Here is a 21,716-nt window from a genome sequence, read left to right as displayed (position 1 = left end):
CGTACGGTCGAATACCCTTACAGCGGCACAATAAGATTTGATTTTTTCAGGAAACCCAAATCAAACCGCTGTCAGGGTCTACGACCGTACGACGGCCCGGCGCTGACAGGGTTTACTCCCTAAACCTTATGACTGCTGATCGCCGTACTTTTTTACAATCGCTGGCGGGTTTGGCCGCCCTGATGCCGCTTACGAAAACCGCTCTGGCGGAGACAAAAACCGGTTTGGCCGAGCGGCCGCCGATTGCCTGCAACCAATATACCTGGCACACGTTCTACCAGCGGCAGGGGCGCAGCTGGGCGGCCGATCTGGATGCGTCGCTGGCCGATTTTGCCAAGTCGGGCATTGTGGGGTACGAACCGTCGGTGAATTCGGCGGACGAGATCCAGAAACTCGCGCCCTTGCTGAAAAAGCACAAGCTGGAAATGCACTCGCTGTACGTCAACAGCACGCTGCACAAAGCCGATGAAGCCGACAAGACGCTGGCAACGGTGACGGCCATTGCCGATGCGGCCCGACCGCTGGGGCTGCGCATTGTGGTGACGAATCCAAGCCCGATCAAGTGGGGAAGTGGGGAGGATAAAACCGATGCCGATCTGGCCATTCAGGCCGCCAATCTGGACCGGCTGGGGGCTGAACTCAGGAAGCGGGGCATGACGCTGTCGTATCACACCCACGACGTCGAAATGCGCAATTCCGCCCGCGAGTTTCACCACATGATGCTGGCGACCGACCCCAAAAATGTGTCGCTTTGCCTGGATGTCCACTGGATTTACCGTGGTTCCGGCAATTCGCAGGTGGCGCTGTTTGACATTGTGAAGCTTTACGGCAAACGGATCACGGAACTGCACCTCCGTCAGTCGAAAGGCGGGATCTGGAGCGAAACCTTCGGACCCGGCGACATCGATTACCCGCGTCTGGCGAAGGAGCTAAAAACCATCGGAGTCCGCCCGCATCTGGTGCTGGAGCAGTGCATCGAAAAGCAATCGCCCAACACGATGGACGCCCTGACAGCCCACCGGCAGGATTTAAAGGAGGTGAAGGAGGTTTTTGGGAGTTAAAACGTACCCACGAACTGGTAGTCCGTGCGATTTTCAACACTCATATTGTAAAAATCATCTGGAAAAATCAGGTCTCACGGACTACCAGTCCGTGGGTAAGCGTTAATACCGAAAACCGTTAAATTATTCCTCCGCCAGCGTCTTGGAAATGTTCATGCGGTAAACGCCGAGGGCGGGTAAAGCAGCGGCTACGATACCGATTAAGACCGCAACGCCGAGAACGAGCCATTCTTCGGGTAAAATGCTCAGGTTGTTCAGGCTATAGTGGAAATTCCGTTCGGCCCGCATTGAAAACAGCAATAAACCGATGCGGCTCATGATCAGGCCCAATAGAAAACCGATCAGCGACAGCGTCAGCCCTTCGAGCAGCAACATCCCGAACAGTTGCGTGCGTCCGGCGCCCATCGAGAGCATCAGCGCCATTTCGTACTTGCGTTCTTTCAGTGAATTATAGAGCGACACAAACACGCTGATGCCCGCAATGAGCATGATGGCAACGGCCAATCCGCGCAGCGTATCGACGCCGATGCCCAGCAAATCGAACAGGCGGTTGATTTCGATGGACGGCAAAGCCGCCTGCAGTTTGGAGTTGTTGTTGATGCCCCGGGCGACCATCATCCCCAGCGGGTTCCGGAACTTGATCAGCATGCTGGTGATTTCGCGGGGCGATTCGGCTTCGTGATCGTGGTCTTCTTCGGCGTGTTCCTCATGCTCCTCACCTTCGTGCTCTTCGTGGTGTTCATGAATCGCCCAGACACTTGATAACGGCGTCAGAATCAGTTGGTCGATGACGCTGCTGCTTGGGTTAAAAATACCGACGACTTTGTATTTTGTGGCACCGTGTTCTTCGCCATTGCCGTCCAGACCGTGCGAACCGGAAAACGTATCGCCGATTTTTAAACCGGTTGTTTCAGCGACGCGGGCGCCGATGGTCGCTTCCATGTTGTTCTGAAACAAAGCACCCTGCCCGACGGTCGCTTCAAAATGGTCGACGTATTTTTTGTTGGTACCGACAATCCGGAAGGTCTTGTAACTATCGCCCATCGACAACGGAATGGCGCTTTTGATCATCGGGTTGCGGGTCAGTCGCTCGGCTTCGTCGAGCGGAATATTGCCCGTCGGAGAGTCGATCTGGTAAATGCTCGACAGAATCAGTTGCAACGGGCTGCCTTTCGCGCCCAGAACCATATCGATGCCCTTGACATTGCGGGAAAACTGCTCGTCCAGTTGCTTGTTCAACAGCAGCAGCAGCGAGATAATTGTGATGCCCAACGTCATCAGCAAACCGCTCAGGAAGCTGCTAAGCGGTTTGTCTTTCAGATTGGCCCAGCTTATTTTAAAAAGATTCATATCCAGTTAGTCCGTTTTTAGTTTAAAGCTTATGATTGAAAATGAAGAGTAGTAAGCTGACTTTCAACTATAAACCATATACCTTAAACGATAAACTTATAAATTCACCTGATTCGAAAATTCATCTTTCAACCGCTGGTCGTGCGTCACGACGATCAGGCTGGCTCCGATTTGCTCGGACTGTTCGCGCAGCAAAGCCACCACGCGGGCACAGTTGACGTCGTCGAGACTGGACGTGGGTTCGTCGGCCAGAATGACGCCCGGTTTGTTCATGACGGCCCGTGCAATGCTCACGCGCTGCTGTTCGCCCTGGCTCATTTCGTGGGTTTTCTTGTTCAGATGGTCGGCAAATCCCAGGTGCGTAGCCAGTTCGCGGGCGCGGTTTTTATCCTGCGGGTTTTTGGCTAAATAGTTGGCCAGCAGTAGGTTGTCCATCACCGACAGCGCGCTCACAAAATGCGGTTTCTGGTAAATGATGCCCACATGTTCGGCCCGAAACGTGGCGGTTTTTGAGGCTGGTAGTTGCGTCAGATCGGTTTGGTCGATGGTAACCGAGCCTTTTTCGGGCCGCAGGAGCAGCGCCAGCAAATGCAGCAGCGTTGTTTTACCCGTACCGGATTTCCCCAGAATCAAAACCGCTTCGCGATCGTTGCAGCGAATGTCCGGAAACGAGAAACGCCTGGTTGGGGAGTAAGCGAAGGTCAGTTGATGCGATTGAAGCATACGGCTAATATCATCAAATTTTTTCGAAAGATACGTAGGTTTGTAGCGTTATTGCGTTCCATTTTGATCAATCCATGAAGCGAATTGCCATTTTTGCCTCCGGCTCCGGAACAAATGCGGAGAAAATTGCCGGTTATTTAACGGATCATCCCGACATTGAGGTCACGCTGATTCTTTCCAACAACCCGAAGGCCGGGATTATCGACCGCGCGCGCCGGGGCTTCGGTACCGATCAGAAGCTGCACGTGCCGGTTTTGGTGTTTGATCGGAAAACCTTTTACGAGAGCGAGCGCATTATTCAACTGCTTCAGAAACAGGAAGTTGATCTGATTGTACTGGCCGGTTTTATGTGGCTTATACCGGAATCGCTCGTGAAAGCGTTTCCTCAGAAGATGATCAACATTCACCCGGCCTTGCTGCCGAAATACGGCGGAAAAGGCATGTACGGTCATTTTGTGCACGAAGCTGTGGTAGCGGCCCAGGAGCCAACTTCCGGCATCACGATTCACTACGTAAACGAGCACTACGACGAGGGCAACATTATTTTTCAGGCTTCCTGCGCGCTCGAGCCGTCGGATACGCCGGAAGAGGTGGCCCGAAAAGTGCAGGTGTTGGAACACCGGTATTATCCGGAAATTGTGGAAAAAGTGTTAATGAATACTGAAATAACGACTAATGACTAGCGAATATCGAACAGCGAAGTGGGGGCAGTACGGTTTTGTGGGGTTGATCATCCTGATGACGAGCCTGGCGGGATGTTTTCGGCCGGCGATTCCCATTTCAATGTCGCCCCATTATCCGGTCGATGTGTTTTACGAAAATCAGCAGCCCGACCGGCCGTTCACGGAACTGGAGTGGCTGGAATACAAGGAAGAGTTTCCGCTGGTCGATCAGCAGCAACCGCAAAAGGGACGGATGGTGAAACGGGGGAACAGCATTGAACAGAAGGAACTGCTGCTGGCGCGCCTGACCATGCAGGCCAAAAAAATCGGTGCGGACGCGATGGTTGCGGTTCGGTATCAGTATTATACGACGGCAACCGTCAATGGGTATTCGATGCGGGGCATGGCCGTCAAGTATCAGAAGGAGCGGGAAGTGCGCCCGTAAGCCTTAGTTGACTTCCTCGTAGTTGACGTACTCGCCCCCTTTCAGTTTCGAGTCGGTCGCGCCGGGCGTGGTGGAGTGGACACGGGTTTCGCCTTCGCGGCCTTTCTGGTTAAACCGCTCATTAGCTTTCCGCTGCTCTTTCGCGATTTGCCGGCCAACGAGCAGCCAAAAGAAAAACCGGCGCACCGGCGGAACGAACGCAATGAGGAGCAGAAGAACGAATAAGAATTTGAAAATCATGCGGAACGACTGGCTGTTCGGATTATAGATAAAGATATAACGCAAAAGCCAAATAAACAGTTGCTCTACTGTAATTATAAAAACCTTAAAATTATCGCCAGTCGAAACGTTTCGTTTCTTTAATAGAAAATCAACACACGGATCATGATTATAACGCCATCGCAATGGGAGAATCGGCCCGGTCAGTGTTCAAATTAGTAGATTTATTTTCCTGATCGACGTTGCAACGAGTTGGTTTATCAGGAATCATAGCAGCTATCTGCCATTCTCCTAACCACTATGAAAAAGATACTACCGCTGCTAACCTTTCTCTTAACCATCTGGGGCTGTCAATCCAATGAACCCCAACATCCTCTTGTGGGCGACTGGCGTTGGGTTTCATCAATCGGTGGAATTGCAACTTTGCACATAAAACCCAGTAACAACGATGTACGTATTTTGCGGTTCAAAGAGGATGGCGTATTTGAAGTATATAGCAATCAGTATCTATTATACTCCGGAAGCTATCAATTAACCAACGCAAAAAGTATTTACAGTACTGACAAGGAACCAGGCATTATTGTCAGCAATTTCGTAAGTCAGAAGAAAGATACAATCAATTTTTACCCATTATACCTAATGAATGGGAATAACAGCATAATCAGAAAAGTTTCAACTAGAGAACTGGAACTGGCGGATAATTGCGATGATTGCTTTGGGCACTCATTTGTGAGAAAATAGAGGTATTTGAGGAGTACATCAATTACTGCTGAATATACCGATCATAAAACTCGCGCGGAGATAAAATTTCGGTCGAATCAAATTGAACTAAATCCAGCAGATTTCGATCGCCAGTGATGATAAAATCCGCATTTACAAACTCCGCTAGCTGCAGGATATGGTTATCATCAGCATCTCGACAAATGGAAGGCAACTCGTTGTCAGGAACAACTACTTTGTGGCGAATCCGTAATGTTTCGTTAATGGCGGATCGACGTTCGATCGAACAGCGGAATTTGGGAAGCCCTAATTTCCTGTCTAACTCATTAAGAACCCATTCTGAGGTAAATAACTGAAAATTGACCGCGCAGAAATCGTGGACATTAGCAGAGAACCCTGGAAAAGCAAAAGTGGAAATAAATACGTTTGTGTCGAAAACAATGACGGTGGAAGCAGATATGCTGGGACGCGTTTCCATGGAAGAGATCAATCAAGATATGGAACTCGACCGTCCGGTAGCCAATAGGTGTAAAAATAGGCAAAAATATTTCGCCAGTGATAAATCAGGAGATTTCCCTGAAAATATCCTCTTCCGATTGAAATCCTGCTTCTTCGGCAAATCCTTTCATTTCCCGGCGAATCTTATTCATTTTCTCCAGAAATAAATAGTCCGCAATAATCTTCTGAACCAGTTTCTCTGACGATAAATTGAGTTGCTTTGACTTTTTCTCCAAGTCATTAAAAGCTGATTCTTCAAGGGATAAAGTCAGAACAGTCATATTTCTCTTTTTAATAAATATCCGACTCTATAACGTAAAAAACAAAAAAACAGTTGGGCGAACCCGAAAAGGCTCACCCAACCGTCCTATGATTTGCATCCGACTACCGACTCAGATACAAATTCCGCTCGGAGTAGACTTTCCGGAAAAAATCGTCTTCCAGATCGTCGATGAAGTAGATGCCTTCACCGGTCGATTTCATTTCCGGCCCCAGTTCTTTGTTCACGTTCGGGAATTTACTGAACGAGAAAACCGGTATTTTGATCGCGTACCCTTTTTTCACCGGGTTAAAGTCGAAATCCTTCACTTTTTTCGCACCCAGCATCACCTTCGTGGCGTAGTTAACGTACGGTTCCTGGTAAGCCTTGCAGATAAACGGCACCGTCCGCGACGCCCGGGGGTTGGCTTCGATGATGTATACCACCTCATCTTTCACCGCAAACTGTATGTTGATCAGGCCAACGGTTTTCAGCGCCTTCGCAATCGTGCGCGTGTGGGCTTCGATCTGCTGAATGACGTTGTCGCTCAGGTCGAAGGTCGGCAGCAGCGCGTAGGAGTCGCCGGAGTGAATACCGGCCGGTTCGATGTGCTCCATGACCCCGATGATATACACGTCTTCGCCGTCGCAAATGGCGTCGGCTTCGGCTTCAATGGCGTTTTCGAGGAAGTGATCGAGCAGGATGTTGTTGTCGGGAATGTCGTGCAGAATCTTGACGACGTGCTGCTCCAGTTCCTGTTCGTTCAGAACGATCTTCATGCTCTGGCCGCCCAACACGTAGCTGGGCCGCACCAGCAGCGGAAAACCGAGTTCGCGCGACAGCTCGACGGCTTCGTCGGAACCGCGCACCGTCCCGAATTTCGGATACGGAATGTTATAATCGCGCAGCAGCGCCGAGAACCGGCCCCGGTCTTCGGCCAGATCAAGCGATTCGTAATCCGTACCAATGATTTTAATCCCGTAGCGCGTCAGTTTTTCGGCCATTTTCAGGGCCGTCTGTCCGCCCAGCTGCACGATGACACCCACCGGTTTTTCGTGCATGATGATCGCGTGAACGTGCTCCCAGAAAACCGGTTCGAAGTAAAGTTTGTCGGCAATGTCCGGATCGGTCGAGACGGTTTCGGGATTACAGTTGATCATAATCGTCTCGTAGCCAGCCTCTTTGGCGGCCAATACGCCGTGCACGCACGAATAGTCGAATTCGATTCCCTGTCCGATGCGGTTGGGTCCTGAACCGAGAATGACCACTTTTTTGCGTTCGCTGGTGATCGACTCGTTACCGGCCAGCTCGCCAACCGGCAACGCCCCGGTATCGGGAAATTCACCCCCCGCGCTCGGCAATTGCGGACTGTTGAACGTCGAATAATAGTAGGGCGTCCGGGCTTCAAACTCTGCCGCGCAGGTATCCACGCACTTGAAGACGCGCCGAATGTTATGTTCCTGCCGGAAATCGTAGATTTTGCTTTCTTTCACCCCCAGCAAATGCGCCAGCTGGCGGTCGGCGTAGCCTTTCTGCTTGGCTTTCAGAATCAGAGCGGGCGAAATATCTTCCAGGTCGAACTGCATGATTTCGCGCTCCAGTTCAACCAGTTCTTCGATCTGATACAAAAACCACTTGTCGATTTTGGTCAGATTCTGGATGGTTTTAAACGAAATACCGGCCTTGAACGCGTCGTAAATATGGAACATCCGGTTCCAGCTCGGGTGCGCCAGGCTGTATTTGATGGCTTCCTGGTCGGTCAGTTCCTTGCCGTCAGCGCCCAGACCGTTGCGCCGGATTTCCAGAGATTGACAGGCTTTCTGCAGGGCTTCCTGAAAATTGCGGCCAATGCCCATCGCTTCGCCCACCGATTTCATTTGCAGACCCAGCGACCGGTCGGAACCCGGAAATTTGTCGAAATTCCAGCGGGGCACTTTCACGATCACGTAGTCGATAGCGGGTTCGAAGAAGGCCGAAGTTGACCCGGTAATCGGATTCGTCAGTTCGTCCAGGTTATAGCCGATCGCCATTTTGGCGGCAATCTTCGCAATCGGGTAGCCGGTCGCTTTCGACGCCAGGGCCGAAGAGCGGCTCACGCGCGGGTTAATTTCAATGGCAATAATGGAATCGTCGGCGGGATTGACGGAGAACTGAACGTTACATCCCCCGGCAAATTTCCCGATGCCGTCCATCATTTTAATCGCCAGATCGCGCATCTGCTGATACAGCGTATCCGGCAGCGTCATGGCCGGGGCCACGGTGATGCTGTCGCCCGTGTGGATACCCATCGGGTCGAAGTTTTCGATGGAACAGATGATGATGAAATTGCCGGCCCCGTCGCGCAGCAGTTCCAGCTCATATTCTTTCCAGCCCATGACACTCTGTTCCACCAGCACCTCATGAACCGGCGAAGCGTGCAAACCGTTGTTCAGCGCTTTATCAAAATCTTCCGGTCTATCCACAAAACCGCCCCCCGTTCCGCCGAGTGTGAACGAAGGCCGGATTACCAGCGGAAAACCGATTTCCTGCGCAATTTCTTTCCCTTCCAGAAACGAGCGGGCCGTGCGTCCCTTGCAAACCCCGACGCCCAGTTCGAGCATTTTCAGCCGGAATTTCTCACGGTCTTCGGTGGTTTCGATGGCTTTGATGTCAACGCCGATGATGCGAACGCCGTATTTTTTCCAGATACCAGCCGCGTCGCATTCGATGGCTAGATTCAACGCCGTTTGACCGCCCATGGTGGGTAAAACCGCATCGATCGGATGACCTGCTTCCTGATGGGCTTTGAGAATCTCCACGATGGATTTTTTCTCAAGCGGTTTCAGGTAAACGTAGTCGGCGTTGATGGGGTCGGTCATGATCGTGGCCGGGTTCGAGTTGATCAACGATACCACGATGCCTTCTTCGCGCAGCGAGCGGGCGGCCTGCGAACCAGCGTAGTCGAATTCACACGCCTGGCCAATAACGATCGGGCCGGAGCCAATAATGAGAATGGAACGAATTGAAGAGTCTTTGGGCATTACAGTGAGACTAATGAATAATGAATCTGACGAACCGTCGCAAGCGACGAACCGATGAACAAGGTGAGTTGACGAATCAACGCACGATCACTATTCCTGACCTCCTGAAACGAATTGGCCCGAAGCGAAAACAGGTTGGCACAACGACCGGAACGCAGACACAGGGCGAACCGTTTGGCGGCTTTCGAAGCCAATCTGTTTTGGTATGGTCAAAAATCCCACAAAATTAGTGGATGGCAACGAATTAGGAAGAAAAAGTTTAAATGTTTTTGTCGTTGCGCCCGGAATTCCGCTGCGCAACGACAAAAATGCTATTTTTTGGTTACAAAGAGCAAATCCTGGTAATCGACGGTATTCGTGCGGCCGCACCAGTTGCCGAATTTAATATCACGAATGGTGAGTCCGGCTTTGGCAAACGCTTCCCGGGCGTACGTTTCGTCGAAGGCAATCATACTTTCCGGCAAATCCTGGAGATAGACCATCGTTTTGTCGGTAAACGGCGTCAGGTGTCGTTCGTATTTGTTCTTGCCTTCGGCGTTCAACCGGCGGGATTCGTCATTGAGCAGAAACATTGTGATGTAACCCCGAGCGCCTTTCTTCAGCGTTCGCGAAATTTCACCCAGATACCGCTCAAAATCCGCTTCAAGCATGTGGGTAAAGACCGAGTTCAGAATAACATAATCGAAGGTCGAGGACTCGAACGGGAACTTCAGCTCGTGGCCCTGCATCGTTCCCTTCGGGTTATACATTTTATTGTAGACGTTCAGGTGGTGAAAATTGAAGTTCGGAAACCGCTTCCGGATTTCCTTGTTACACCAGTCGACGCCCTCTTTCACAATCTCGATACCGTCGTAACCACCGGGGGCCGTCAGGTACTCGGTGAGCGGAACCGCCAGCCGTCCAATACCGCTGCCGACATCCAGAACGCGGTCGGTGGGCCGCAGATCGCCGATTTTCCCCATGCGATCGATCGTGAGTTTACCCACTTTCTTAAAATCGCCATCACCGATAAAAATCATCCGGGAGGGTGGAGTGAGCGCATCCCGCTCGCCGGTAATTAACTCCAACTGGTCAATCACCGAAATGGGAATTACATTTTTTAACGCAGTCTTTATCGAGTTGGGAATCAAGCTTTTCAGGCCCATTATGGAATTGCTTTTGGTTTAAATAGCAGGCAAGTTAAACATTAAAGCCATTATTTTGTAAACTTATCCCCAATTTGACGTTTTGAGAGAAACAGATTTTATTGACCGGAAAAACAGCAAAGCTCTTGTACTTATGAATGGAATGATACGTCTGCGTGCATGGATTCTGATTTGGGTGGTAGGTCTGACGTTTACAGGCTGTTATAAATACGAAGAGCGCGTCTGGCGGACTCCCTCCAACCAGGGCGGTTCGACCTCGACGCCCGGAACGCCCGGTTCTTCCAATCCGGGCGCCAGCGGGCCGGGCAGTTCACCCATCACCGGCTTGCCCCTGCCTCCGCCCAAACCGTCGTATATCGACAACGGATCGATCCGGTTGAGCGTCGATCTGAACATGGGAGGGGCCATTACGTACCTCGCAGCCTCGGCCAACGGGCAGAATCTGGTGAATAACTGGGATTCGGGACGGCAGATTCAGGCGTCGTTTTATTCGGGACCCACGCCTTTTGCGCCAAATGGCAAACAGCCTCATCCGCTCTGGAAAGATCTGGGCTGGAACCCGATCATGTCGGGCGACGTTTTCGGCAACCGCTCCAAAGTGCTCGAAACGCGGAACGACGGCCAGCAGATTTACATCAAAACGCTGCCGATGATCTGGCCGAACGATAACGAACCGGCCGAATGCACGATTGAAACCTGGATTTCGCTCGATAAAAATACCGTTAAAGTTCGCCATAAGCTGAACAATAACCGGTCGGATACCAAGCAATATTCGGCCCGACCGCAGGAATTGCCCGCTGTTTTTCTGAATGCGCCGTTTCGCAATATTGTCTCCTACACGGGTACCAAACCGTTTACCAACGACGCCCTCACCAAAACCGGTAGCCAGACGGTCAATGAAATTTTTGGGGGCAAAGCCATGCTCTCACCCGAAAACTGGCTGGCGATGGTCAACGACGCCAACTGGGGCGTGGCGGTTTACAAACCGAATCACCAGTATTTTATCGGCGGTAGTTTCGGAACGTCGCCGGTGGGGGGCGAATACGATTTTACGACAGGCTACATTACCCCTTCCGCCTATGAAATCATTGACTCGAATATCCAGTACGAATACAGCTACGCCTTGATCGTTGGGTCGATCGACGACATTCGGAAGTATGTTTACGCGCAACCGCGTCCGAAAACCGCTCCGGATTACCGCTTCGTGGCCGACCGGCAGTCGTGGTGGTATTACCAGGGCTTCGACCGGGGCTGGCCGATCAAAAATGAGCTGGATATTCCGCTCGACAACGGTAGCTTTCTGATGGCCGGGCCGAACGAAATGTGGCAGGCTGCCGATATGCCGAAGGTTTACATCCGGGCCGCCATCAAAACCGATGCGACGCAGGCCCGGCTCCGGTGGATAGCCCCGAACGATCCCGAATTTGTACCGGCGCACCTGGTTGATTTCCCGATTATCGGCGATGGCCAATACCGGACTTACGAAGTCGACATGACAAAAGTGCCAGGCTGGACCGGCGCCATTCTGCAACTGGGATTTGAACCGGCGCTGGGCGAGAAGGGCGGAGCCGGAAAGTTCGCCAAGATTCAATACATTTCGTCAAAACCGTAAGAGTATCAAAGCTGTATGAGGAAAATACTGATGGCGCTGGCAGCGGTTTTTCTGCTGAGTTATCGCCCCGCTTCCGTTACGGAGCGGCCGGATTTTGAGCGGTTTTTTGCCGAGAAAAAACTCAAAGGATCTTTTTTGCTGTACGACCCGCAGCGCGATCATTACACGGCTTATAATTTTGAACGAACCCGCCAACGGTTTTTGCCCGCTTCCACGTACAAAATCCTGAACACGCTGATTGGCCTGGAAACCGGTATTTTGAAGGACGAAAACTCCGTCATGAAGTGGGATAGCGTCAAGCGCGACGTCGACGCCTGGAACCGCGACAATACGCTCGAAACCGCTTTTAAAGTATCGTGCGTGCCCTGTTACCAGGAACTGGCCCGGAAAATTGGCCTGAAACGAATGCGGGAATGGGTCGGGAAGGCCAATTACGGAAAGCTGGACATCAATGCCAATAACCTGGATACATTCTGGCTGGAGGGAAAATCGACGATTACGCAGGAAGAGCAGGTCGATTTTCTGCGCCGGATTCACGAAGGCAATGTGCCGTTTGCCAAAAAGAACCTGGAAATCCTGAAAAAGATCATGTTCATCGAAGAACGGCAGGGGGCCAAACTGTACGGAAAAACCGGCTGGGCCGCCAGTGGCAATCCCGACATCGGCTGGTTTGTGGGTTATGTTGAAAAGGGCGATAAAGTCTATTATTTTGCCACGAATGTAGAAAGCTCCAAACCGGTTCCCGATACATTTGTCCCCGCCCGTCGGCAAATCACGGAAGCGATTTTGAAGACGATGGGAATTTGAACTATGGTTCAATTAACGAAAACGATCATGTCAGAAATCAAATTAGAACTGAATCAAAAAGGGCACGGAGCTTTCAATCTCTACGAATCGGGCGTTAAAATCGGCGAAATGGCGATCAGCGTTTCCGACGGCAATCTGGCGGTTTATCACACGGAGGTTGACCCGGACATGGAAGGGAAAGGCTACGCCAAACAACTGCTCGACACGATGGCAGCTTACGCCCGTGAACACCATTTGAAGGTGATTCCACTCTGCCCGTACGTCAACGTCCAATTCAAACGCCACCCGAAAGACTACGAGGATATCTGGAATAAGGAAGAAGAAGTGTTATAAAAGGAATGATGAATTATAAATGATGAATGATGAATGTAAAAGTGCACGGTTTTGAATCACTTTTACATTCGACATTCATCATTTTACATTTGAAATTCTTTTAATTCAACTTCATCGGTTGCCGCTTCCAGTAGGTGAGGGACCGCCAGAGCCATTCGAACGGGCCAAAGCGGAAAAATTGCAGCCAGATGGCCGAGAAAATGAGTTGAAAAACCCAGACCGCGGCTACGACAAAATAGAGTTCGTAATACGACAGTTTACCGAAGTAGCTAAAACCGTATCCGTAAAAGAACAGCGTGCAGATAATGCTCTGCATCAGGTAGTTCGTAAAGGCCATCTGCCCGACGTTCGCCAGGGCTTTCATCAGCCAGGACACAACGCCCGAACGGTAAATCAGCAGCAGTAAACTGGCGTGACCAATGGCGGAAGCCGCCCGGCGAACGTGGTAAAAAGCCTGAAACGGAAACGAGTCGCTGTCGAACGCTTTGCCGGGGTCGGTATACCAGGCGACGTGGTCCCGGAAGCCGAACCAGCCGAACGTCAGACCAAAACCGTAACCGGCCAGCAGCGTCAGGAAATACGTTCGGGTGGACAGCTTATTGGAAAAAAAGCCCCATTTGAACAGCGCCATTCCCAGAAACATCAGCGACCAGGCATCCCAGATATAGCTCAGGTAAAACTTGGTCGATTCCAATTTGGTATTGAGCGGAATGAGGTACGTAAAAACCGTGCCGTAGCTTCCCAGCATGGTTTTATTCACTTCCTCCTCTTTCTTTTTATCGTATTTGAAATTTTTCTCGAAGGTTAGCCAGGCTTCTTTGGCTTTTTTCTGCTCGTCGGTCAGCGGTTTTTTTTGTTTTTCCAACTGGATCGCCTGTTTGTAACCCTCCCGCTTTTCTTTGGTCTCCATCGCGCCAAAAAAACCCTTTGCGCCCGAAACCGCCACGCAGAAAAAAGCGATGAGCAGGTAATTTCGGGGGGGCATTTTCCGAAATGGAAAGAGAAACAGACCGCAAACGCCGTAGGTGTAGAGAATGTCGCCGGGCCAGAGCAGAATATATGCATTAAAAACCCCGAACAGAATGAGCCAGAAAAGCCGACGATAATAGTAATCGGGCATGCCGTAGCCGTCGGCCAGGTTGTCTTTTTTGGCCATGAAGAGCAGCATTCCCGCCCCGAACAGCATGGAAAACAAGGCGCGCATGGTGCCCTCAAAAACCACCGACACCACGGCCAGGGTGCGGAAATCCGGCGAGTTGGCCGGGGCGGTGAAAAACCGGGGAATGGCCGTGTAGGACAGGCCAAAATACGGAATGTTCATCATCAGAATACCGAGCAGCGCAAACCCCCGAACGATGTCGATGGTTTGAATGCGGTCGGCTTTGGCAACGGGCCGGGCGGTGCCCTCGCGGGCCAGCCCGGAATCAATCAGTACGGTGGAGGGAGCGGAGACGTCCATGCAGCAGAATAGCGTAGGTTAAACGAATTGTTTTGATTTACGAAGGCCAGAGAATAAGTTTACCGCCGGATCAGGAAAATAAACGTAGACACAACGGCTATTTTTGTTGTTAATTATCCGTAATATACCGGGTTACATTCTGTGTATCAAAACGTTTTATTATTCGGCAACTCGTAAAAGCCTCACCATCGAACCTATGAAAAACCGTTTTTTTAATCTTCTTATCCTGCTCAGTTTTGGAATTGTACCATCCGTTCTGGCGCAGAAAAACGTCAAATTGCAGGGCAATGTCACCGGCCTGGGTACGGTGATGGTTTACCTCAAGAAAACCGATAACGCCAACAGCAAACCGCTGATCGTGGATTCGACCCGGGCAGTCGACGGGAAATTCGCCTTTAGCCGGACTATTCCCGAAATCGATTTTTATAATGTGGTAGCCGCCGGTTTGCCAGGACAGGTGCAGTTCATCTGGGACGGTGACCTGACGCTCGAGGGAACGCGCGACGCTTTTCGGGAAGCCGAAGTGAAAGGCTCTCCGCTGACCGATAGCTGGCTGAAATTTCAGAACGAAGTCGACCGGCCCTACCGCGACGTGCTGATGGATCTGTACAACGACCGCCAGCGTTCGGCTAAGGATACGGCCATTGCCAACCGGGTTGCGCGGGAAGAAAAGCGGTTGAAGCTGGAGCAAAACCAGAAAGTGGCCGAGCAAATCAACGCCAATCCCGACTCGCAGCTGAGCCTTTATCTGCTGAACTGGTACTGGACGCAGTTTCCGAAAACCGAGGCCCGTGCGATGTACGACAAGCTGAGCCCGTCGTTTAAAAACCACACGCTGGCCAAGCGGCTGTCGGCGCAATTGAAGTAAGGCGGTTTTTGGAGACCGTCTTACGATGGCAGTGATGTTGAACTATAATCCGAATGGCAATGAAAACCGGTTTCCTGTTGGTAGGCATGATGGCGTTGTTTTTTCTGAACCACCCGGTTTCCGGCCAGTCACAAAAAGTGGGAAATTCGTTTCCGACCTACGACCAAATCCGGCAGAAAGACCGGGATACGTATGACTATGTGAATTGGGACGGCAAGGCGCGGGTCGTCGAAACGGATTCGATCAATTTGTTTGATTATCCGTCCGGAACGGTCACTTACATTTTAAACGGGAAACCGTCGGATGATGTGCGTTACGTCAAACGGGTACTGGCTAAAAAAGGAACGCAGGTTGAAAAAATCTCAATCAGCAAAGCAGGCCCTACCGCCCGGCACGTCGTTACCATCAACTACGAAGTCCATTGATCGTCTCAAGCCAGCGGAATACCGGCTTCGGCGGCTTTTTTGATCACAAATAACCGGGCTTCATCGTACTCTTCGGGCGTGCGCAGGTGTTCGAGCATAAAGGGTGTTTCCTGCGGTAAAGCCGTGACATTTCGGATATACGCCTGGTAATCAAGCGCCCCGCGCCCCGGCATGGTTTCGGCAAAATGGACGTCTTTGCCGTGAACATCTTTGGCATGAACCGCCACAATCCAGCGGCCCAGTTTGCGGAACGTTTCGTTGATGAGTTCCGTGTTTTTGTAAAACCGCTCGGGCGTATTGATGATGTTGGCGATGTCGATGTGCGCCCCGAAAGCCGGGCGGTCAATGGCTTTGATGAATTTTAGGTACGAATCCGGACCGTCGGGCAGGCTCCAGCCCATCATTTCCAACGCAAATCGGGCTTTTTTCGGTTTAACGGCGTCGATCACTTTCCGGCAGTTTTCCACCGTCGCGTCGAAATAGTCCTTCGAAAAGTTGCGAGCATCCGGACCATCCCACTGTTTGGGGTTGTAGGAACCGGCAATGTTGACGCAGGCCAGTGCCCCGATTTCGTCGGCCAGGGCTAAACGTTCGGTAACATACGCCAGATTTTTCTGCCGCTTTTCGGCATCCTGATCCAGCATATTAACCCAGGCACCCACCTCGGCAATGATGACATTCTGAGCCGCGAACGCCTTCCGGATGGCCGCAATTTTTTCGGTTTCCGCGTTTTTGACCGCCGGAACGTAGGCCGAGCTGTAATTCAGACGCCGGTGCTCGCGGGCCAGTTCCTCCGGATCGTCGCTTTTTAAGAAAATGGGGCCGCCTAGCCGCAGCGGTTTTTGATTCGCCTTCCAGGCCGGAGTCATCAGGCTACCTGCCAGGAGTGCAGAAGATTGCAGAAAATGGCGACGGGAGAGCAGAGTCATGGTGGATCAGTTAAAGGCTTTATCGGAAGAAAGCGGCAGCAAAATGCTGGCTTTGGTTCCATCGTACGGGTCCGATTCGAGCCGGAACCGGGCACCAATCGTTTCGGCCCTTTTCCGAATGTTATCCAGCCCCATTCCACTTTCCCGCCCGGTTTTCATTCCAACGCCATTATCGATGACCTGTAGGGCCAGCCAGTTATCGTGCCAGATCAACTTAATGTGGGCCTGGCTTGCCTGGGCGTGACGAAGCACATTGGTGCAGAGTTCCAGGCAGATAACGTACAGATTGAACTTGGCTTCCTGCGTCAGCGGAAGTTTGCCGCTGGGCTCACTGCTCAGCGAAAAAACCGTTTGCTCAGTCAGATTCAGCTTTTTGACCAGCGTCTTGAGCGAAACCAGCAAGTCCTGCTGGAGCAACTGTTCGGGAATGAGATTGTGCGACAGTTGCCGAACCTGCGTTACAGCATCGTTGAGGAGGTTCAGGCTGTTTTCGTATAATTTCTTGTTGCGGGGCGACAGAATTTCGGCATCCATCGTCTGGAATGTCATTTTAGTGGCGCCGAGCAAACTACTCACCCGGTCGTGGAGTTCGGTAGCAACGCGCTTACGTTCAATGGTTTGTCCTTTGATCAGGGCCATTTCAATCTCCCGGTTTTTGGCCCGCAAAGCCAGGTTGGTTTGCCGGATGCGGAGGTTATAATACAGCAATAGCAAGCCCAGCGAACTGATGATTCCGATCCCGATCAGCAGCAGATTGCGAAGTTGTTTCTGAGCCGCCAATCCCGCATGCAACTGATTGATTTTTAATTGCTTGATAGTGGCTTGCTGCGCGGCCTGTTTCTGGGTAGCGACGGTTCTGAGCTGCTGGCTTTCGAGTCTGTATTTCAGATCCCGGGTTTGCGCCAGCCGTTGTAATTCGTTGGTTCGGAAGGTGTTGTTAAGCCGGTCGATTTCGGCCTGTTTAGCCAGCATCTGGTAGCGCTGGTTCTGCAAAAGCCGCTCCTGACGGTGCGCGATCTCAAGCTGCTCCCGTTCAAATTTTGCCTTGCTTCGCAGGCTCTCGGTCTGGTTGATGGCCTGCTGTTCTTCCCCTTTTTTGGCGTTGAAAAGCCGCTGGTACTCAAAGGCGTTTTTCCAGTCCTGCCGATGTTCGTAGGCGCTGATCAAAACCGAATAAGCCGTGAGCATGGGCGCCGGAACCTTCTGGTTTTTAGCCAACGCTTCCCGGGCGCTGGCAATAGCGGCCTCATACTGTTTCAAACCGAGGTAAGAAACCGCCAGATCGGCCAGCGCGTCGGCCTGGGGAAAGGGCGCGTTGAGCTGCCCCCAGTACGCAATGGATTGCTTGAGAAAGGGAACGGCCTGCGTAAACTTCTCCTGGAGGTTATATAATTGACCAATGTCGTTGGTCAGATACGCTTTGTTGGAAATCGACACCTTGCTCAGGTGGTTCACAAAATCCCAGGAAAGCAGGTAATGTGCTTCGGCCTCGTTTAACTGCTTTTGACCGATGTAGGCATTGGCCAGAAACCGGTGCAGATCGGCCAGGTGAATGGGGTCGATTTTTTTGTCTTTGTTGAACCAACTGATGCTTTTCTGCAGATACGTCACGGCGTCGCTGTACTCGCCGATCGCACTGCTGATGTGGCCGAGGTTTCGGTAAATACGCCAGAAATACATGGCGTAGGTCGTCGGCGTTGTTTCGATCAGCGCTAAAAGGCGGTAATTCAGTTTGATGGCCTGGGGATAATTAACCTTGAAATCCCGGTAATACCGTTCGGTGAGCAGAAGGCCTTTGATCTGGTATTTGATGTTTTTTTTGCGTTCCGCCAGTTGGATCAACTGGTTGGCCACCAAAAGCGAGCTGTCGCGGTGTGACATGCCACTGTAATGGACGTACGCCATGAAATGCAGGTACTCCATGCGGGCGGTGTCGACGGTCGCCGTTGGCCGCATCCGGTCCAGACCAGCCAGTCGAATGCGCGTGGTCCGCAACAGGCTATCGACATACGCCTTGTCCATACTCCGGTCGAAATCAAAAGGGGGCGTATAGTAACTCTGAGCCCGGAGCGGGCGATTTACGCCCAGCAAAACGATCAGCAGTAGTAATTTTTGCAACGATTTCATGGCCTAGGTTGAACACGCAGGAGCCCTTCAGTCCGTACAATCGCCGGTCTTTGTCCTGAAAATCACCGAATTCGGGGACAGAAAATCACGGATTTCAGTGTTTTTTGGCGTGGATCGAAGCGCGAATTTTGCACCGATAAAAGTCTGATACACACCACGAAATTAATGTTCTTACACCATGAAACGAATTGCTTTAACAACGACTTACTTAACGGTGATCGGTACCCGGTTTTCGGGCCAGTCAGTAACCGGCAGATCCTTTAAATCCACCACACGAAAAATTGCCAGGACAGTTTTCATCAGCCTGATCCTGACCATTCTGTCCGTGAAAGCACAGGCCTCCGACGACCTGGTAGCCAACGGGCGGGCGTTCGACGTAAGCATGTTTTTGGATGCCAGCAAAAAAGTGAATCTGATGCTGGCCATTCACCGATCGCGCATTCGGGTTACGCTGAAAAACTCAAGAAACGACGTTATTCATCAGGAGTTTTTGGGAAGATCGAAGAATCCATATCGGCGGAAATTCAATTTTGAAGAGTCCAAATCCGGCGTATACCTGCTCGAAGTCAGTGACGGCAAACAGACGTATATTCGTCAGGTCGAGATCGTCGATGTTCCGGCTTCTGCATCACAACGCTACATCGTTTACCGTTCGCCGACCAATTATTAAATCAATGCAACAGCCTGATAGAATGACGATTCCGTCTCTGTCAGGCTGTTTTGCTGAAACCGGTCGATTCCTGAACATGGCGTTTGAAGAAATGAAGTGCGTAACGGTTTTGGCTCCTATTCCACCAATGTGGATCGAAAAGATTGTTTCTGCTGATCAATTGGAGAGGACCCTAACTAATCCGGCTCCAGTTCGTTTCGCCTTCGCGCTGCATTTCCACCTGGTTCCGAACCGGGGCATGTTGGGGTAAAACCAGTCCCGGATCTTCTTCCAGAATTCGTTGCGCCGATTCCCGGGCGGCCACCAGAATGGCACCGTCTTTGGCGAGATCGGCCAGAATGAGGTCGGCAATACCGCTTTGCTGCGTGCCGGAGAGGTCGCCGGGGCCGCGGAGTTGCAGGTCGACGTCGGCAATTTCAAAACCGTTGTTGGTTTTGACCAGCGTTTCGATGCGGGTGCGGGTTTCCTTCGAGAGCTTGTAATCCGTCATCAGAATGCAGTACGACTGCTCGGCGCCCCGCCCGACGCGTCCCCGCAACTGGTGCAGCTGCGCCAGTCCAAACCGCTCGGCACTTTCGACCACCATCACACTGGCATTCGGCACATTGACGCCGACCTCGATCACCGTCGTAGCCACCATGATTTTGGTTTCGCCTTTCACAAACCGCTCCATCTCAAAATCCTTGTCGTAACCGGTCATGCGCCCGTGCAAAACGCCGATGGGGTGGTTCGGAAAGGCGCGGGTAATGCTTTCGTACCCGTCCATCAAATCCTTGAAATCCAGTTTTTCCGACTCTTCAATCAAGGGATAAACGACGTACACCTGCCGCCCCTGCTCGATCTGCTGCCGCATAAATCCAAACACCTCCAGCCGGTGGGTGTCGTAGCGGTGGACGGTTTTGATCGGTTTTCGACCCGCCGGAAGTTCATCGATGACCGACAGATCGAGGTTGCCGTAGAGGGTCATCGCCAGCGTTCTCGGAATGGGCGTGGCCGTCATCACCATCATGTGCGGGTAAATATCCTGGTTTTTGTTCCAGAGCCGCGCGCGCTGGGCTACCCCAAACCGGTGCTGCTCGTCGATGATGCACAGCCCCAGATTTTTGAACTGTACGGCATCTTCCAGCAGCGCGTGTGTCCCGACGATGATGTGCATCAAACCGCTCTGCAATTGGTCGTGGATAATCCGGCGGCCTTTGGTGCGGGTCGAGCCCGTCAGCCGGCCGATGGTCAGGCCGAGTTGGTCGGCAAAAACTTTCAGGCCGTAATAATGCTGGTCGGCCAGGATTTCGGTGGGCGCCATGATGCAGGCCTGCGCGCCGTTGTCGATGGCCATCAGCATGGTAATGAAAGCCACGATGGTTTTGCCGCTGCCCACATCGCCCTGCAACAGCCGGTTCATCTGTTTCCCGCTGATCAGGTCACCGTGAATTTCGCGCAGCACCCGTTTCTGGGCTTCGGTCAGTTGAAACGGCATGAATTCCTTGTAAAACCGGGTCAGCAGGCTCATGCTGCGGAAAACCTGCCCGGGGTATTCCGTTTTGTGAATGAGCTTATTCTTAATCAGCCGTAACTGGTTGTAAAACAGCTCTTCAAACTTCAGTCGCCGTTCGGCCTGTTTGAGCCAGGCCTGGCTTTTGGGCAGGTGAATGTTCTCAATGGCCTCGGCTTTCGAGATCAGCCGGTATTGTTCCAGCAGCGAATTCGGCAGCGTTTCGTGAATATGCTGGTAAGCGGTTTCGAGCAACTGTTGCACCATCCGCGCCAGCAGTTTGCTGTCGACCCGCATCCGGCGGAGCTTTTCGGTCAGGTTGTAAATGGGCTGGAACGTGCTTCCATGCTCGTTTTCGGCCGTCAGGGGGTCGAGTTCCGGATGCGTGATGCTGAAATTGTTGCCAAACGCGACGGGCTTGCCGTAGGCGATGTATTCGGCACCGGGGCGCAGAAACTTCTCAAAATGCGTAATGCCCTGAAAAAAAACCAGGTCCATCGAACCGGTATGGTCGGTAAAAACCGCAATCAGGCGTTTTTTCGGCCCTTCGCCCACCACCGCCCAGTCGCGGATGCGGCCGATGATTTGGGCCGCTGGGAGGGCTTCCGAGAGTTCGTCAATGGTGTAAAACCGGGTGCGGTCTTCGTGCCGGAACGGGTAATACTGAATCAGGTCCCGGTACGTAAAAATATTTAATTCGGTGTTGAGTAATGCCGCCCGCTGAGGCCCCACACCCTTCAAATATTCAATTTTTGTGTCGAAAAACGTTACGCGCTCAGTCATACCCTCCGTTTGTGGAACAACCCCGCAAGAGCAGATTGGGTTCGGTAGCCCGGCCCTTGTGATTTACCAAAACTACAAATTTTCGTAAAAGATACTGTTTTTCGGATTG

Annotated in this window: 22 protein-coding genes; 10 read left to right on the top strand and 12 right to left on the bottom strand. The window is 51.8% G+C overall.

Annotated features, from left to right (window positions below):
• Positions 1–128: 128 nt before the first annotated feature.
• Positions 129–1,061 carry a sugar phosphate isomerase/epimerase family protein gene (locus tag GJJ30_RS31395; RefSeq protein ID WP_154179213.1) on the top strand — a complete coding sequence of 311 codons (933 nt, stop codon included), beginning with the start codon at positions 129–131 and terminating at the stop codon, positions 1,059–1,061.
• 123 nt (positions 1,062–1,184) lie between these two features.
• Here the strand turns inward: GJJ30_RS31395 and GJJ30_RS31390 are convergent, their stop codons facing one another.
• Positions 1,185–2,411, bottom strand: a complete 1,227-nt coding sequence (locus GJJ30_RS31390) for an ABC transporter permease (RefSeq protein WP_154179211.1) — start codon at positions 2,409–2,411, stop codon at positions 1,185–1,187.
• 96 nt (positions 2,412–2,507) lie between these two features.
• Positions 2,508–3,134, bottom strand: a complete 627-nt coding sequence (locus GJJ30_RS31385; protein WP_154179209.1) for an ABC transporter ATP-binding protein — start codon at positions 3,132–3,134, stop codon at positions 2,508–2,510.
• A 74-nt stretch (positions 3,135–3,208) separates the two neighbouring features.
• Here GJJ30_RS31385 and purN point away from each other — a divergent pair, with 74 nt between their 5' ends.
• Positions 3,209–3,817 (top strand): phosphoribosylglycinamide formyltransferase, encoded by a 609-nt coding sequence (purN, locus tag GJJ30_RS31380; protein ID WP_154179207.1) that lies wholly within the window; start codon positions 3,209–3,211, stop codon positions 3,815–3,817.
• Positions 3,810–4,241, top strand: coding sequence for a YbjQ family protein (locus tag GJJ30_RS31375; protein WP_154179204.1), 432 nt, complete (start codon positions 3,810–3,812; stop codon positions 4,239–4,241). Before purN ends, GJJ30_RS31375 begins: the two co-directional genes overlap by 8 nt.
• Positions 4,242–4,244: 3 nt before the next feature.
• On the opposite strand, the gene GJJ30_RS31370 is transcribed toward GJJ30_RS31375, so the two are convergent.
• Positions 4,245–4,481 carry a DUF4834 domain-containing protein gene (locus GJJ30_RS31370; RefSeq protein WP_154179217.1) on the bottom strand — a complete coding sequence of 79 codons (237 nt, stop codon included), beginning with the start codon at positions 4,479–4,481 and terminating at the stop codon, positions 4,245–4,247.
• 279 nt (positions 4,482–4,760) lie between these two features.
• On the opposite strand from GJJ30_RS31370, the gene GJJ30_RS31365 reads away from it, so the two are divergent.
• Positions 4,761–5,201, top strand: a complete 441-nt coding sequence (locus tag GJJ30_RS31365; RefSeq protein WP_154179202.1) for a hypothetical protein — start codon at positions 4,761–4,763, stop codon at positions 5,199–5,201.
• Between the two features lie 22 nt (positions 5,202–5,223).
• Here GJJ30_RS31365 and GJJ30_RS31360 read toward each other — a convergent pair whose 3' ends face one another.
• The 5 genes from GJJ30_RS31360 to GJJ30_RS31340 form a co-directional block, all read right to left on the bottom strand.
• A complete protein-coding gene (locus GJJ30_RS31360) occupies positions 5,224–5,658 on the bottom strand; it encodes a putative toxin-antitoxin system toxin component, PIN family (protein WP_154179200.1) in 435 nt (144 codons plus the stop codon).
• An 85-nt stretch (positions 5,659–5,743) separates the two neighbouring features.
• Positions 5,744–5,959 carry a hypothetical protein gene (locus tag GJJ30_RS31355; RefSeq protein WP_154179198.1) on the bottom strand — a complete coding sequence of 72 codons (216 nt, stop codon included), beginning with the start codon at positions 5,957–5,959 and terminating at the stop codon, positions 5,744–5,746.
• A gap of 103 nt (positions 5,960–6,062) precedes the next feature.
• On the bottom strand, positions 6,063–8,957 hold the full coding sequence (carB, locus tag GJJ30_RS31350) for a carbamoyl-phosphate synthase large subunit (RefSeq protein WP_154179196.1): 2,895 nt from the start codon (positions 8,955–8,957) through the stop codon (positions 6,063–6,065).
• Positions 8,957–9,151 carry a hypothetical protein gene (locus tag GJJ30_RS31345; protein ID WP_154179194.1) on the bottom strand — a complete coding sequence of 65 codons (195 nt, stop codon included), beginning with the start codon at positions 9,149–9,151 and terminating at the stop codon, positions 8,957–8,959. Before GJJ30_RS31345 ends, carB begins: the two co-directional genes overlap by 1 nt.
• Before the next feature lie 117 nt (positions 9,152–9,268).
• Positions 9,269–10,102 carry a class I SAM-dependent methyltransferase gene (locus GJJ30_RS31340; RefSeq protein ID WP_154179192.1) on the bottom strand — a complete coding sequence of 278 codons (834 nt, stop codon included), beginning with the start codon at positions 10,100–10,102 and terminating at the stop codon, positions 9,269–9,271.
• Positions 10,103–10,244: 142 nt separating this feature from the next.
• Here GJJ30_RS31340 and GJJ30_RS31335 point away from each other — a divergent pair, with 142 nt between their 5' ends.
• The 3 genes from GJJ30_RS31335 to GJJ30_RS31325 are packed head-to-tail and all read left to right on the top strand — an operon-like array spanning position 10,245 to position 12,854.
• A complete protein-coding gene (locus tag GJJ30_RS31335; RefSeq protein ID WP_154179190.1) occupies positions 10,245–11,714 on the top strand; it encodes a hypothetical protein in 1,470 nt (489 codons plus the stop codon).
• A 15-nt stretch (positions 11,715–11,729) separates the two neighbouring features.
• Positions 11,730–12,521 (top strand): class D beta-lactamase, encoded by a 792-nt coding sequence (blaOXA, locus tag GJJ30_RS31330; protein ID WP_154179189.1) that lies wholly within the window; start codon positions 11,730–11,732, stop codon positions 12,519–12,521.
• Between the two features lie 27 nt (positions 12,522–12,548).
• Entirely contained in the window at positions 12,549–12,854 is a 306-nt protein-coding gene (locus tag GJJ30_RS31325) for a GNAT family N-acetyltransferase (RefSeq protein WP_154179188.1), read from the top strand.
• A 100-nt stretch (positions 12,855–12,954) separates the two neighbouring features.
• Here GJJ30_RS31325 and GJJ30_RS31320 read toward each other — a convergent pair whose 3' ends face one another.
• Positions 12,955–14,313, bottom strand: coding sequence for a DUF418 domain-containing protein (locus tag GJJ30_RS31320; RefSeq protein ID WP_154179187.1), 1,359 nt, complete (start codon positions 14,311–14,313; stop codon positions 12,955–12,957).
• A gap of 196 nt (positions 14,314–14,509) precedes the next feature.
• Here GJJ30_RS31320 and GJJ30_RS31315 point away from each other — a divergent pair, with 196 nt between their 5' ends.
• Positions 14,510–15,181 carry a DUF4369 domain-containing protein gene (locus GJJ30_RS31315; protein WP_154179186.1) on the top strand — a complete coding sequence of 224 codons (672 nt, stop codon included), beginning with the start codon at positions 14,510–14,512 and terminating at the stop codon, positions 15,179–15,181.
• A 59-nt stretch (positions 15,182–15,240) separates the two neighbouring features.
• Complete coding sequence (locus tag GJJ30_RS31310) at positions 15,241–15,606, top strand: hypothetical protein (RefSeq protein ID WP_205880638.1); 366 nt, start codon at positions 15,241–15,243, stop codon at positions 15,604–15,606.
• A 5-nt stretch (positions 15,607–15,611) separates the two neighbouring features.
• Here GJJ30_RS31310 and GJJ30_RS31305 read toward each other — a convergent pair whose 3' ends face one another.
• Together GJJ30_RS31305 and GJJ30_RS31300 are read right to left on the bottom strand one after the other, a co-directional pair.
• Complete coding sequence (locus GJJ30_RS31305; RefSeq protein ID WP_154179184.1) at positions 15,612–16,535, bottom strand: sugar phosphate isomerase/epimerase family protein; 924 nt, start codon at positions 16,533–16,535, stop codon at positions 15,612–15,614.
• 6 nt (positions 16,536–16,541) lie between these two features.
• Complete coding sequence (locus tag GJJ30_RS31300; RefSeq protein ID WP_154179183.1) at positions 16,542–18,662, bottom strand: tetratricopeptide repeat-containing sensor histidine kinase; 2,121 nt, start codon at positions 18,660–18,662, stop codon at positions 16,542–16,544.
• A 178-nt stretch (positions 18,663–18,840) separates the two neighbouring features.
• Here GJJ30_RS31300 and GJJ30_RS31295 point away from each other — a divergent pair, with 178 nt between their 5' ends.
• Positions 18,841–19,332, top strand: coding sequence for a hypothetical protein (locus GJJ30_RS31295; protein WP_154179182.1), 492 nt, complete (start codon positions 18,841–18,843; stop codon positions 19,330–19,332).
• A 172-nt stretch (positions 19,333–19,504) separates the two neighbouring features.
• Here GJJ30_RS31295 and recG read toward each other — a convergent pair whose 3' ends face one another.
• A complete protein-coding gene (recG, locus tag GJJ30_RS31290) occupies positions 19,505–21,607 on the bottom strand; it encodes an ATP-dependent DNA helicase RecG (protein ID WP_154179181.1) in 2,103 nt (700 codons plus the stop codon).
• Positions 21,608–21,716: the final 109 nt, after the last annotated feature.

This window comes from Larkinella terrae (genome assembly GCF_009668025.1).
GTDB classification, from domain to species: domain Bacteria; phylum Bacteroidota; class Bacteroidia; order Cytophagales; family Spirosomataceae; genus Larkinella; species Larkinella terrae.
The sequence above is the reverse complement of the archived record's forward strand: the minus strand, read 5'-3'. Positions and strand labels throughout refer to the sequence as shown.